Raw genomic sequence first — 14,217 nt, 5'->3', positions numbered from 1 at the left:
GACATGCTGGAGAACCTCCGCACCCTCGGCCGGGTCGTCCGGACCCTGGCCACCAAGGACCCGGTGACCCGGGTCCGCCGGTTCTACGAGATCCAGTCGCCGGACGTCGAGTTCGCGGCCCGCACCTCCCGCTACATGAACGTGGGCTACTGGGAGGAGGGCGTCACCGACATCGACGTGGCCGGCGAGGCGCTGGCCAACAAGCTCGCCGACGCGGCCGGGTTCAAGCCGGACGACACCCTGCTCGACGTCGGCTTCGGCTACGGCGACCAGGACTTCGCCTGGCTGCGGGACCGCCGGGTGGCGAAGGTGCACGGCATCAACGTGACCCCCCGGCACGTCCAGCACGCCCAGGAACGGGCCCGCCGCGAGGGCCTGGCCGACCGGGCCGACTTCCAGCTCGGCACCGCCACCGCCCTGCCGTTCCCGGACGCCAGCGTCGACCGGGTGGTGGCGCTGGAGTCGGCGTTCCACTTCCACCCGCGCAGCGCGTTCTTCGCCGAGGCGTTCCGGGTGCTGCGGCCGGGCGGCACGCTGGCCACCGCCGACATCATCCCGCTGAGCGACGACACCGCGCGCATGTCGATCAGCTCGGGCCCGCTCAGCTTCGTCAAGTTCAGCCTGCCGGACGAGAACTGGCACGACCGGAAGACCTACGGCGAGCAGCTCACCGCGGCCGGCTTCGACGGCGTGGAGGTGAACTCCATCGCCGACCGTACCTGGGAGGGCTGGCGTCGGTACCAGGCCGCCCGCCCGTCCGACCCGGCGTTCCGCGCCGCCGCCGACAGCAGCGCGGTCAAGGGGATGGCCAACCACTGGCGGGACACCGAGCTGATCAAGAAGGAGCTCGGCCTGCTCGACTACGTCATCGCCGTGGCGCGGAAGCCCTGAACCGTCCCGGCCCCCGCCGTCCGGACCGGACGGCGGGGGCCGGCACACCCGCTCAGCCGGTCGCCGCGCGGGTCAACGCCGCGGAGAGGGTACGCAGGATCGCCGGCTGGTGAGACGCCAGGAAGAAGTGGCCGCCCGGGAAGACGTGCAGGTCGAACGGCCCGGTGGTGTGCTCCGCCCAGGCCTTCGCCTCGTCCACCGTGGTCTTCGGGTCGTCGTCCCCGGTGAACACCGTCACCGGGCAGGAGAGCTTCGGGCCCGGGGTGTACGCGTAGGTCTCCGCGGCCCGGTAGTCGCTGCGGATCGCCGGCAGCGCGGCGCGCAGCATGTCCGGGTCGCCGAGCACCGCCGAGTTGGTGCCGCTGAGCTTGCGCACGTCGGCCAGCAGGCCCTCGTCGTCGAGCAGGTGCACCGTCTCGTCCCGGTGGCACGACGGGGCCCGCCGCCCGGACGGGAACAGGTGCGCCACCGCCCCGCCCTCCGCCTCGAGCAGCCGCGCCACCTCGAAGCCCAGCGTCGCGCCCATGCTGTGCCCGAAGAACGCCAACGGCCGGTCCCGCCAGGGGCGCAGCACGTCGGCCAGGTGCCGGGCCAGCTCACCGATGCTCGGCACGCACGGCTCGTGCCGGCGGTCCTGCCGGCCCGGGTACTGGATGCTGAGCACCTCCACGGCCGGCGACAGCGCCCGGGACACCGGGAAGAAGAAGCTCGCGGAGCCACCGGCGTGCGGCAGGCACACCAGCCGCGGGGCGTCCGCCGGGGCCGGGTGGAACCGGCGTACCCACAGGCCGTTGTCGTGGTCGGTCATCGTCAGGCGGTCCTTCCAGCGGTGGTGCCCGCGCCGCGGGCGCCAGGGCGGTCCACCGGACGCTAACCGCGCCGCCGCCAGCCGGGCCACCCCTAGCCCGACGGGCGTACGGGTTAGGGGTTGTCGCAGCTCAGCGCGGTGCCATAGCTTCCCCGCAGAGGGGACCCGTGGCTCTGGAGATGACGCGTGGGCGCCGGACGACGGCAGGTTCCCGCCGACCGAGGGTCAGGTTGATGGACACCGAAGAGAAGCTCCGGGAGTACCTGAAGAGGGTCACCACCGACCTGCGGCGGACCCGGCAACGGCTCCGCGAGGTCGAGGACTCCGCCCACCAGCCGATCGCGGTGGTCGGCATGGCCTGCCGTTTTCCCGGCGGCATCACCTCGCCGGACGCGCTCTGGGACCTGGTGGCCGCCGGCGGGGACGCGATCGGCCCGTTCCCCGACGACCGGGGCTGGGACCTCGCCACGCTCTATGACCCGGGCCGGGAGCGCCCCGGCACGTCCTGCGTTCGCGACGGTGGCTTCCTCGCCGACGCCGGCGGCTTCGACCCGGCCTTCTTCGGCATCTCGCCGCGCGAGGCGCTGGCCATGGACCCGCAGCAGCGGCTGCTGCTGGAGGTGTCCTGGGAGGCGTTCGAGTCGGCCGGGGTGGACCCCACCGGGCTGCGGGGCGGCCGGGTCGGTGTCTTCGCCGGGCTGACCCACGCCGACTACGCGGCCGGGGCCGCCGACGTGCCGGAGGCGGTCGCCGACTACCTGGGGCTGGGCAGCGCCGGCAGCGTCAGCTCCGGCCGGGTGGCGTACGCCCTCGGGTTCGAGGGACCGGCCGTCACGGTGGACACCGCCTGCTCGTCGTCGCTGGTGGCGCTGCACCTGGCCGTGCGGTCGCTGCGCTCCGGCGAATCCGACCTGGCGCTCGCGGGCGGCGTGACCGTGCTGCCCACCCCGTCGATCTTCGTGGACTTCACCCGGCAGAACAACCTGTCCCGGGGGGCCCGGTGCCGGGCGTTCGCCGACGCCGCCGACGGCACCGCCCTCGGCGAGGGCATCGGCGTGCTGCTGGTGGAACGCCTCGCCGACGCCCACCGGCTCGGCCACCGCGTCCTCGCCGTGGTACGCGGCACGGCGGTGAATCAGGACGGCGCCTCGAACGGGCTCACCGCCCCGAACGGGCCCTCGCAGCAGCGGGTGATCCGGGCCGCCCTCGCCGACGCCCGGCTCTCCGCCGCCGAGGTGGACGTGGTGGAGGCGCACGGCACCGGCACCACGTTGGGTGATCCGATCGAGGCGCAGGCGTTGCTGGCCACGTACGGGCAGGAGCGGGAGCAACCGCTGCTGCTCGGGTCGATCAAGTCGAACATCGGCCACACCCAGACCGCCGCCGGCGTGGCCGGCGTGATCAAGATGGTGCAGGCGATGCGGCACGGCGTGGTGCCGGCCACGCTGCACGTGGACGCGCCGTCGACCAAGGTGGACTGGTCGACCGGCGCGGTCGAGTTGGCCACCTCGGCCCGCCCCTGGCCGGCTGTCGACCGGCCCCGCCGCGCCGCCGTCTCCTCGTTCAGCATCTCCGGGACCAACGCGCACGTGATCCTGGAGGCGCCCACAGCGGTCGAGGACGAGCCGCCGGCCGTCCTCGACGCGGATGCGGTGCCGGTGCTGCCGTGGCTGGTGTCGGGGCGGTCGGCGGACGCGCTGGCGGGTCAGGCGGCGTGGCTGCTCGACCACCTGCGCGCGCACGTCGACGTGTCGCCGGCCGAGGTCGGCTTCTCCCTGGCGACGACGCGGGCGGCTCTGGAACACCGCGCGGTGCTGCTCGGCGCGGACCGGGATGCGCTGCTGGCCGGCTTGTCCGCGCTGGCCGAGGGTGCGTCGGCGGCCGGCGTGGTGAGCGGTGAGGTGTTGTCGGGTCGTCGGGCGGTGTTGTTCACCGGTCAGGGTGCGCAGCGCGCCGGGATGGGTCGGGAGTTGTACACGGCGTTCCCGGTGTTCGCGGACGCGTTCGACCGGGTGTGCGCGTCGTTCGAGGGTCGTCTCGACCGTCCGTTGCGGGAGGTGGTGTTCGACGGCGGTGACGGCCTGTTGGATCAGACCGTCTACACGCAGGCGGGCCTGTTCGCGGTCGAGGTGGCCCTGTGGGAGCTGCTCTCGTCCTGGGGAGTCGGCGTCGACTATGTGGCGGGGCATTCGATCGGTGAGGTGACGGCCGCTCATGTGGCGGGTGTCCTGTCGTTGGCGGATGCGTGTGTGCTGGTGGCGGCGCGGGGTTCGTTGATGCAGGCGTTGCCGGCCGGTGGCGGGATGTTGGCGGTGGGGGCGTCGGAGTCCCAGGTCCGGGAGCTGGCCGACGTGGATGTGGCGGCGGTGAATGGTCCGTCGTCGGTGGTGGTGTCGGGTGCGTTGGCGGAGCTGGATCGGTTGGCGGGGGAGTGCGCGGCCAGGGGTTGGCGGGTGAAGCGTCTCAGGGTCAGTCACGGGTTTCATTCCCGGTTGATGGAGCCGATGCTGGCTGATTTCCGGGCTGCCATCGCCGGCCTCGAGTGGCAGTCCCCGCGGGTGCCGGTCGTGTCGAATGTGACCGGTCGGCTCGCGGACCCGACGGAGATCGCGGGTCCGGATTACTGGGTGCGGCACGTGCGGGAGGCGGTGCGGTTCGGTGACGGGGTGGCCGCGTTGCACGAGTTGGGTGTGTCCACGTTCCTGGAACTCGGCCCGGATGCGACGTTGACGGCGATGGCCGCCGACACGATCACCGACCGGCCGGTGCACCACATTCCGGCGTTGCGTCGGGGCCTGGACGAGGTGACCGCGTTGGCCACGGCGTTGGCCCGACTGCACGTGACCGGGACGCCGGTGGAGTGGGCGGCCTGGTTCACCCGGGCCGGGCGGCGGCCGGCCATCGTGGACCTGCCCACGTACGCGTTCCAGCACCAGCGCTACTGGCTCGACGCCCGCACCGCCGGCCACGACGCCGCCGGCCTGGGCGCCCACGACGCCGGTCACCCGCTGCTCGACACCGCGCTCACCACCGCCGCCGGTGACATCCGCGTCCACGGCGGTCGGCTGTCCGTGCGTACCCAACCCTGGCTCGCCGACCACCTCGTACGCGGCCGGGTCGTGGTCCCCGGCACCGCACTCGTCGAGCTGGCGCTGCACGCCGGTGCGCAGGCCGGCTGCGACACCCTCGAGGAGCTGACGCTCGCCGCTCCGCTCGTCCTGCCCGACGACGGCGCCCGCACCCTCCAACTCCAGCTCGCCGCGCCCGACGACGGCGGCCGGCGCCGCATCACCATCCACTCCCGACCCGCCGATGAACCGCACGCCGACTGGACCGGCCACGCCGACGGCGTCCTCGCCCCCGGCGAGGGAGAACCCGCCGAGTCGCTGACCGAGTGGCCGCCACCCGAGGCCGACGCCGTGCCGGTCGAACCGATCTACGTCCGGCTCCGGGAGCTCGGCGTCGCCCACGGGCCCACGTTCCGCGGGCTGCGCGCCGCCTGGCGTACCCCCGAAGCGGTCTTCGCGGAGGTGGAGCTGCCCGACGGCACCGCCACCACCGGGTACGCGCTGCACCCGGCGCTGCTGGACGCCGCGCTGCACGTCGTCGGCCTCGCCGCCGACGACGCCGACGACACCGGCGCCCGCCTGCCCTGGGCCTGGACCGGCGTCAGCCTCGCCGCCGAAGGCGCCACCCACCTGCGGGTACGCCTCACCCGCAGCGGCCCGGCCAGCACGCTCACGCTCGCCGACGCCGCCGGCGCGCCGGTGGCCCGGATCGCCGCCCTGGTGTCCCGGCCACTCGCCGCCGACCAGCTCGACGCCGCCACCGCCGACCTGCCCCTCTACGACCTGCGCTGGAACCCGGTGCCGCTGCCGGCCCGGCCGGCCCACGGCATCGTGCCGCTCGACCCGGACGGCGGGCTCGCCGCGCTCGCCGACGACGCCCGGCTGGTGCTCGCCCCGGTCGGAACCATCGCACCGGACGATCCGCTCGCCACCACCCGCACCCGGCTCGCCGACACCCTCGCCCTGCTTCAGGGCTGGCTCGCCGACGACCGGTTCGCCGGCCGGCAACTGGTCGTGCCCACCCGCGGCGCGGTGCCCGCCGACGGCGACGTCACCGACCTGGCCGGTGCCGCCGTGTGGGGCCTGGTCCGGGCCGCGCAACTCGAACACCCCGGCCGGTTCGTCCTCGCCGACCTGGCCGGCGAGGACGACGCCGACCTGCTCGCCCGCGCGCTGGCCGCCGACGAGCCACAGCTCGCGCTCCGCGCCGGCCGGCTGCTCGTACCGCGCCTCGCCCCCGCCGAACCCGACCCGACCGGCGCCGTCGACCTGGTGCCCGACGGCACCGTGCTGGTCACCGGCGCCACCGGCGCGCTCGGTGGCGTCGTCGCCCGGCACCTCGTCACCCACCACAAGGTCCGGCACCTGATGCTGGTCAGCCGGCACGGCGCCGACGCGCCCGGTGCCGCCGACCTGCTCGCCGATCTCGGCCGCCTCGGCGCGCGGGTCAGCCTGACCGCCGCCGACGTGGCCGACCGCGACCAGGTCGCCGGTGTGCTCGCCGCCGTCCCCGCCGAACACCCGCTGGCCGGCGTGGTGCACGCCGCCGGCGCGCTCGACGACGCCGTGGTCACCGCGCTCACCCCGGAGCGCACCGACACGGTGCTGCGCCCCAAGGCCGACGCCGCGTGGCACCTGCACGACCTCACCCGCCACCTCGACCTGCCCATGTTCGTGCTGTTCTCCTCGATCGCCGGTCCGCTCGGCGCACCCGGTCAGGGCAACTACGCGGCGGCCAACGCCTTCCTCGACGGCCTCGCCCACCACCGCCGGGCCGCCGGTCTGGCCGCCACCTCGCTGGCCTGGGGACCGTGGGCGGAATCCGGCGGAATGACCCGTGACCTGGGTGCCGCCGGCCGGGACCGGCTCGCCCGGCAGGGCATCGTCCCGCTCACCACCGATCGGGCGCTCGCGCTGCTCGACGCCAGCCGGCGCGGCCGGCGACCGCTGCTGCTCCCGGTCCACCTCGACCTGGCGGCGCTGCGGACCCGCACCGGCCGTGACCACCTTCCGGCGCCGCTGCACGGCCTGGCCGGGGGGCCCACGCGTCGCACCGTCGCGGCCACGACCGGTTCCCTCGCCGACCGGCTCGCCGGGGCGTCCGCCGAGGACCGGGCCCGCCTGGTCGCCGAGTTGGTCGCCGGCCAGGTCGCCGACGTGCTCGGGTACGCCTCCCCGGCCGCCGTCGCACCCGAACGTTCCTTCATCGAACTCGGCGTCGACTCCCTGACCGCGGTCGACCTGCGCAACCGACTCACCACCCGGACCGGGCTCGCGCTGCCGGCCACGCTGGTCTTCGACCACCCCACCCCGGCCGCGCTCACCGGCCACCTGCTGTCCCGGCTCGGCCCCGCCGCGACCGCCCCCACCGTCCTCGACGAGCTGGACCGCCTGGAGGCGGCGTTCGCCGCGACCCCGCCCGACACCCTCGCCGAGCTGACCGCCGACGACGAGACCCGGGCCACCGTCGCGGCCCGGCTCCGCGCCCTGCTGGCCCGCTGGGACGGCGAGAGCGGCGAGGTCTCCGCCAGCCTCGACGAGGCCAGCGACGACGAACTGTTCGACTTCATCGACAGCCGCTTCGGCCGGTCCTGACCCGCGACAGGTGAATCCCCGATGGCGAACGAAGCCAAGCTCCGTGAGTACCTCAAGCGCGTCACCGCGGACCTGCACGAGACCAGCGAACGGCTGAGGGCGGCCGACGCCAGGGACCACGAGCCGATCGCCGTCATCGGGATGAGCTGCCGCTACCCGGGTGGCGTGCGCTCACCCGAGGAGCTGTGGGAGCTGGTCGCCACCGGTGGTGACGGCGTCACCGGCTTCCCCACCGACCGGGGCTGGGACACCGAGCGGGCGTACGACCCGACCGGGGAACGGCGGGGCAGCACGTACGCCCGGGAGGGCGGCTTCCTGCACGACGCCGGGAACTTCGACCCGGAGCTGTTCACCATCTCCCCGTACGAGGCGCTGGCCATGGACCCGCAGCAGCGGCTCATGCTGGAGGCGTCCTGGACGGCGATCGAGGACGCCCGGATCGATCCGCTGTCGTTGCGCGGCAACCGGGTCGGCGTCTTCGCCGGCATGATGTACCACAACTACGCGGCCGGGCTCGGCGACGTGCCGGACACGGTCGACGGGTTCATCGGCGGCGGCACCGCCAGCAGCGTGCTGTCCGGCCGGGTCGCCTACACGCTCGGCCTGGAGGGCCCGGCGCTCACCGTCGACACCGCCTGCTCGTCGTCGCTGGTGGCGCTGCACCTGGCGGTGCAGTCGCTGCGCTCCGGCGAATCCACCCTGGCCCTCGCCGGCGGCGTGACCGTGATGACCACGCTGGAGACGTTCATCGACTTCAGCCGGCAACGCGGCCTCGCCCCCGACGGGCGGTGCAAGTCGTTCGCCGAGGGCGCCGACGGCACCGGCTGGTCCGAGGGCGTCGGCGTGCTGCTCCTGGAACGCCTCTCCGACGCCCGCCGACGCGGCCACCGCGTCCTCGCCGTGGTGCGCGGCTCCGCGGTCAACCAGGACGGCGCGTCGAACGGGTTGACCGCCCCGAACGGGCCGGCCCAGCAGCGGGTGATCCGGGCGGCGTTGGCGTCGGCGCGGTTGTCGCCGGCCGAGGTGGACGTGGTGGAGGCGCACGGTACGGGTACGACGTTGGGTGATCCGATCGAGGCGCAGGCGTTGTTGGCGACGTACGGGCAGCAGCGGGTGACGCCGTTGTTGTTGGGTTCGGTGAAGTCGAATCTGGGTCACACGCAGGCGGCGGCCGGGGTGGCCGGGATCATCAAGATGGTGCTGGCGATGCGGCACGGGCTCGTGCCGCGGACGATCCATGTCGATGCCCCCTCGTCGCATGTCGACTGGTCGGCCGGAGCGGTGGAGTTGGCCACGTCGGCGCGTCCCTGGCCGGCGGTCGACCGCCCGCGCCGGGCGGCGGTGTCGTCGTTCGGCATCTCCGGCACCAACGCCCACGTCATCATCGAGGCCCCGGAGGCCGAGCCGTCGCCCCAGGCGCCGCCGGTCGCGCCGGCACCGATCACCCCGTGGATGCTGGCGGCCCGCTCGACCGAAGCCCTCGCCGGTCAGGCCGCCCGCCTCGCCGATCACCTGCGCCGGCACGGCGACCTGTCACCGGCCGAGGTCGGCTGGTCGCTGGCGACGACGCGGGCGGCTCTGGAACACCGCGCGGTGCTGCTCGGCGCGGACCGGGATGCGTTGCTGTCCGGCCTGGCGGCGTTGGCCGACGGTGGGTCGGCGCCCGGCGTGGTGAGCGGTGAGGTGTCGTCGGGTCGTCGGGCGGTGTTGTTCACCGGTCAGGGTGCGCAGCGTGCGGGTATGGGTCGGGAGTTGTATGCGGCGTTCCCGGTGTTCGCGGAGGCGTTCGACCGGGTGTGTGCGGGGTTTGAGGGCCGGTTGGATCGGCCGTTGCGGGAGGTGGTGTTCGGCGGTGGTGAGCTGCTGGATCAGACGGTGTTCGCGCAGGCGGGGTTGTTCGCGGTGGAGGTGGGCCTGTGGGAGTTGGTGTCGTCGTGGGGTGTGACGGCTGACTTCCTCGCCGGGCATTCGGTCGGTGAGGTGACCGCCGCGCATGTGGCGGGGGTGTTGTCGTTGGCGGATGCGTGTGTGCTGGTGGCGGCGCGGGGTTCGTTGATGCAGGCGTTGCCGGCCGGTGGCGGGATGCTGGCCGTCGGGGCGTCGGAGGCTCAGGTCCGCGGGCTGCTGCGGTCGGGTGCCGTCGCGGCGGCGACGGGGGATGCCGGGCCGGTGGGCGCTGCCGGTGCGGGCGGCGGAGTCGGCCCGGGGGCGACCTCCGGTGCCGTGGATGTGGCGGCGGTGAACGGTCCGTCGTCGGTGGTGCTCTCCGGTCCGCTCGCGGATCTGGATCGGGTGGCGGGGGAGTGCGCGGCCAGGGGTTGGCGGGTGAAGCGGCTGACGGTCAGTCACGCGTTCCATTCCCGGTTGATGGAGCCGATGCTGGCCGATTTCCGGGCGGCGATAGCCGGCCTGGACTGGCAGTCCCCGCGTCTGCCGGTGGTGTCGAACGTGACCGGTCGGCTCGCGGATCCGGGGGAGATCGCGGGTGCGGACTACTGGGTGCGGCACGTGCGCGAGGCGGTCCGGTTCGCCGACGGTGTCGCGGCGCTGCACGAGTGCGGCGTAAGCACGTTCCTGGAGCTCGGACCCGACGCCACGTTGACGGCGATGGCCGCCGACACGATCACCGACCGGCCGGTGCACCACATTCCGGCGTTGCGGCGGGACCTGGACGAGGTGACCGCGTTGGCCACGGCGTTGGCCCGACTGCACGTGACCGGGACGCCGGTGGAGTGGGCGGCCTGGTTCACCCGGGACGGGCGGCGGCCGGCCATCGTGGACCTGCCCACGTACGCGTTCCAGCACCAGCGCTACTGGCTCGACGCCCGCACCCGCGGTCACGGCGGTGACCCCGACGACGCGGCGTTCTGGCAGGTCATCGAGAACGAGGATGTCGACGGCCTCGCCGCCGCGCTCGCCGTCGACCCCGACGCGCCCCTCGCCGACGTGCTGCCCGCCCTCTCCGCGTGGCGCCGCCGCCGGGAGAGCGAGACCGCGCTCGACGCCTGGCAGTACCGGATCACCTGGCAACCGCTGCCGGAACCCGCCGGCCCCGACACCGGTGACCTACTCCTCGTCGTACCGGCCGAGGTGGACGAGTCGGGCCGGCCGTGGATCGACGCGCTGACCGGGCCCGGGGTGCGGGTGCTGACCGTGCCGGCCGGCCACAGCCGGGCCGACCTCGCCCGCGACCTCACCGACGCGCCCCCGCCCGGCACCGTGCTGTCACTGCTCGGCCTGACCACCGGCACCCGTCCCGACAACCCCTCCGTGCCCTGCGGGCTCGCCGACACGGTCGCCCTGGCCCAGGCGCTCGGCGACGCCGGCGGCACCGCCCGACTCTGGATCGCCACCCGCCGTGCCGTCGCCGTCGACCCCGCCGACCCGGCCGTCGACCCCGACCAGGCGCTGCTCTGGGGATTCGGCGGCGCGCTCCGCGCCGAACACCCGGACCGCTGGGGCGGCCTCGTCGACCTGCCCTCGGCAGCCGACCCGCGGGCCGTACCCCGGCTTCGCCGGCTGCTCGGCGGCGAGCCGACCGAGGACCAGGTGGCGGTGCGGACGACCGGCGCGTACGCCCGGCGGCTGGTCCGGGACGACCGGCCCGCAGACGCCGGACGGGGCTGGACCCCGCGCGGCACCGCGCTGGTCACCGGCGGCACCGGCGCCCTCGGCGCGCATGTCGCCCGGGCCCTCGCCGCGGCCGGCGTCGAGCACCTGCTGCTGCTCAGCCGGCGCGGCCCCGACGCGCCCGGCGCCGCCGACCTCGCCGACGAGCTGACCGCGCTCGGCACCCGGGTCACCGTGGCCGCCTGCGACGCCGCCGACCGGGGCGCGCTGCGCGACCTGCTGGCCGCCGTCCCCGTCGATGTCCCGCTACGCACCGTTGTGCACACCGCCGCCGTCCTCGACGACACGGTCACCGACGCGCTCACCGTCGAGAAGATGACCACCGCGCTGCGGGCGAAGGTCGACGCGGCCCGCCACCTCGACGAGCTGACCCGAGCCCACGACGTCACCGCGTTCGTGCTCTTCTCCTCCCTCGCCGGCACCATGGCCGGCGCCGGGCAGGGCAACTACGCCCCCGGCAACGCCTGGCTCGACGCGCTCGCCCACCGCCGCCGCGCCGAAGGACTTCCCGCGACCTCGATCGGCTGGGGACTCTGGGCCGACGGCGGCGTCAGCGCCGGCGAGTTCGAACGGCGGATGGCCCGTGGCGGCGTCCGCGCCATGGACCCCGGCCGCGCCGTCCGCGCGCTGCACCGGGCGCTCGACCGGGACGAGACCCACCTCGTCGTCGCCGACGTCGACTGGGACCGGATCGCTGCCACCCCCGGCCAGCGGCCCGACCCGCTGATCCGGGACCTGCTCACCGCCCCCGCCGCCACCGGCGACGACCGGTCCTCGGCGCTGCGCCGCCGACTCGCCGACCTCACCCCCGCCGACCAGCGGGACGCCCTCGGCGAACTGGTCCGCGCCGAGATCGCCGCGGTCCTCGGCCACGCCGACGCCGACCGGGTGCCGCACCGGCGCGCCTTCCGGGACCTCGGCTTCACCTCGCTGACCGCCGTCGAGCTGCGCAACCGGCTCGCCGCCGCCACCGGACTCACGCTCCCCACCACGCTGGCCTTCGACCACCCCGACCCCGAGGCCCTGGCCGGCCACCTCCGCGACGCGCTGGCCGGCGGGCCGGCCGACACCACGACCCCGACGGTACGGCCGGTCGACGACGACCCGATCGTGATCGTCGGCATGAGCTGCCGCTTCCCCGCCGGAGCCGCCTCCCCGGCCGGCTTCTGGCAGGTGCTCGCCGACGGCGTCGACGCCATGACCGAGCTGCCCGCCGACCGGCACTGGGACCTGGGCACGCTGCCGCCGGACGTGACCCGGGGCGCGTTCCTGGACGACGCCGACGCGTTCGACGCCGCCTTCTTCGGCATCTCGCCGCGCGAGGCGACCGCCATGGACCCGCAGCAGCGGCTGCTGCTGGAGACGTCCTGGGCCGCGATCGAGGACGCCCGGATCGACCCGCTGTCGCTGCGCGGCACCCGGGTGGGTGTCTTCGCCGGCACCAACGGGCAGGACTTCGACCACCTCATCCGCCACGGCGGCGACCACCTCGCCGGCTACGGCGCCACCGGCGCCTCGGCCAGCGTGCTCTCCGGCCGGGTGTCGTACGCGCTCGGCCTGGAAGGGCCGGCGCTCACCGTCGACACCGCCTGCTCGTCCTCGCTGGTGGCGCTGCACCTGGCCGCCCGCTCGCTGCGCGCCGGTGAGTGCGACCTGGCCCTCGCGGGTGGCGTCACCGTGATGGCCACCCCCGGCGCGTTCGTCGAGTTCTCCCGCCAGGGCGGCCTCGCCGCCGACGGCCGGTGCCGATCGTTCGCCGAGGGCGCCGACGGCACCGGCTGGGGTGAGGGCGTCGGTGTGCTGCTGGTGCAGCGTCTCTCCGACGCGCGCCGCGACGGCCGACCGATCCTGGCCGTGGTGCGCGGCTCGGCGGTCAATCAGGACGGTGCGTCGAACGGGTTGACCGCGCCGAACGGTCCGGCCCAGCAGCGCGTCATTCGGGCCGCGCTCGCCGACGCCCGGCTCTCCGCCGCCGAGGTGGACGTGGTGGAGGCGCACGGTACGGGTACGACGTTGGGTGATCCGATCGAGGCGCAGGCGTTGTTGGCGACGTACGGGCAGCAGCGGGTGACGCCGTTGTTGTTGGGTTCGGTGAAGTCGAATCTGGGTCACACGCAGGCGGCGGCCGGGGTGGCCGGGATCATCAAGATGGTGCTGGCGATGCGGCACGGGGTGGTGCCGGCGACGTTGCACGTCGACGCGCCGTCGTCGAAGGTGGACTGGTCCTCGGGTGCGGTGGAGCTGGTGACGTCGGCGCGGTCGTGGCCGGAGTCGGGTCGGCCGCGGCGGGCGGCGGTGTCGTCGTTCGGCATCTCCGGCACCAACGCCCACGTCATCCTCGAACGGCCCACGCCGGCCGAGCCGACGCCCGACACCGCCGGCGCGTTGCCGGTCACGCCGTGGCTGCTGTCGGCCCGCTCGGCGCCGGCACTCGCCGACCAGGCGACCCGGCTCCTCGACCACCTGCGCGCGCACACCGACCTGTCGCCCGCCGACGTCGGCTGGTCCCTGGTCGCCACCCGGGCCGCGCTGGAGCACCGGGCGGCGGTGCTCGGCGCGGACCGGGAGTCCTTGCTCGCGGGCCTGGCGGCGCTCGCGGACGGGCGGGCCGCCGCGGGTGTGGTGGCCAGTGAGCCTGTGGCGGGTCGGCGGGCGGTGTTGTTCACCGGTCAGGGCGCGCAGCGGGCCGGTATGGGTCGGGAGTTGTACGAGGCCTTTCCGGTGTTCGCCGAGGCTTTCGACCGGGTGTGTGCGGGGTTCGAGGGCCGGTTGGATCGGCCGTTGCGGGAGGTCGTGTTCGGCGATTCCGGCCTGTTGGACCAGACGGCTTATGCGCAGGCGGGGCTGTTCGCGGTCGAGGTGGGCCTGTGGGAGTTGGTGTCGTCGTGGGGTGTGACGGCTGACTACGTGGCGGGGCATTCGATCGGTGAGGTGACCGCGGCCCATGTGGCGGGGGTGTTGTCGCTTGCGGACGCGTGTGTGCTGGTGGCGGCGCGGGGTTCGTTGATGCAGGCGTTGCCGGCCGGTGGCGGGATGTTGGCGGTGGGCGTGTCCGAGGCAGCGGTCAATGAGCTGCTGCGCTCGATGGCCGGTTCAAGCGGTGGCGACGGTCAGGGGGCGGTTTCCGGTTCCGCCGCCGGTGTGGATGTGGCGGCGGTGAACGGCCCGTCGTCGGTGGTGGTGTCGGGTGCGTTGGCGGATCTGGATCGGATCGCGGAGGAGTGC

The 14,217-nt window shown here is 74.7% G+C and carries 4 protein-coding genes and 1 pseudogene; 4 read left to right on the top strand and 1 reads right to left on the bottom strand.

Going from position 1 to position 14,217, the window contains the following annotated elements; all coding sequences use genetic code 11:
• The first annotated feature begins 3 nt into the window (after window positions 1-3).
• On the top strand, window positions 4-891 hold the full coding sequence (locus ACFY3U_RS13500) for an SAM-dependent methyltransferase (RefSeq protein WP_387199980.1): 888 nt from the start codon (window positions 4-6) through the stop codon (window positions 889-891).
• A gap of 52 nt (window positions 892-943) precedes the next feature.
• Here ACFY3U_RS13500 and ACFY3U_RS13495 read toward each other — a convergent pair whose 3' ends face one another.
• Window positions 944-1,699 carry a thioesterase II family protein gene (locus ACFY3U_RS13495; protein ID WP_387199977.1) on the bottom strand — a complete coding sequence of 252 codons (756 nt, stop codon included), beginning with the start codon at window positions 1,697-1,699 and terminating at the stop codon, window positions 944-946.
• A 233-nt stretch (window positions 1,700-1,932) separates the two neighbouring features.
• On the opposite strand from ACFY3U_RS13495, the gene ACFY3U_RS13490 reads away from it, so the two are divergent.
• From ACFY3U_RS13490 to ACFY3U_RS13480, 3 genes and pseudogenes are all read left to right on the top strand, one after another.
• Window positions 1,933-7,362: an SDR family NAD(P)-dependent oxidoreductase gene (locus ACFY3U_RS13490; protein ID WP_387199974.1), complete on the top strand. Its 5,430-nt coding sequence runs from the start codon at window positions 1,933-1,935 to the stop codon at window positions 7,360-7,362.
• Between the two features lie 21 nt (window positions 7,363-7,383).
• A pseudogene (locus tag ACFY3U_RS13485) lies at window positions 7,384-7,431 on the top strand (polyketide synthase docking domain-containing protein); the annotation flags it as partial.
• Between the two features lie 3 nt (window positions 7,432-7,434).
• Window positions 7,435-14,217 (top strand): type I polyketide synthase (locus ACFY3U_RS13480; protein WP_387200620.1); only part of this gene is annotated, 6,783 nt, incomplete at its 3' end.

Origin of the sequence: Micromonospora sp. NPDC000089, from assembly GCF_042899365.1 — a bacterium.
GTDB lineage: Bacteria > Actinomycetota > Actinomycetes > Mycobacteriales > Micromonosporaceae > Micromonospora.
The sequence above is the reverse complement of the archived record's forward strand: the minus strand, read 5'-3'. Positions and strand labels throughout refer to the sequence as shown.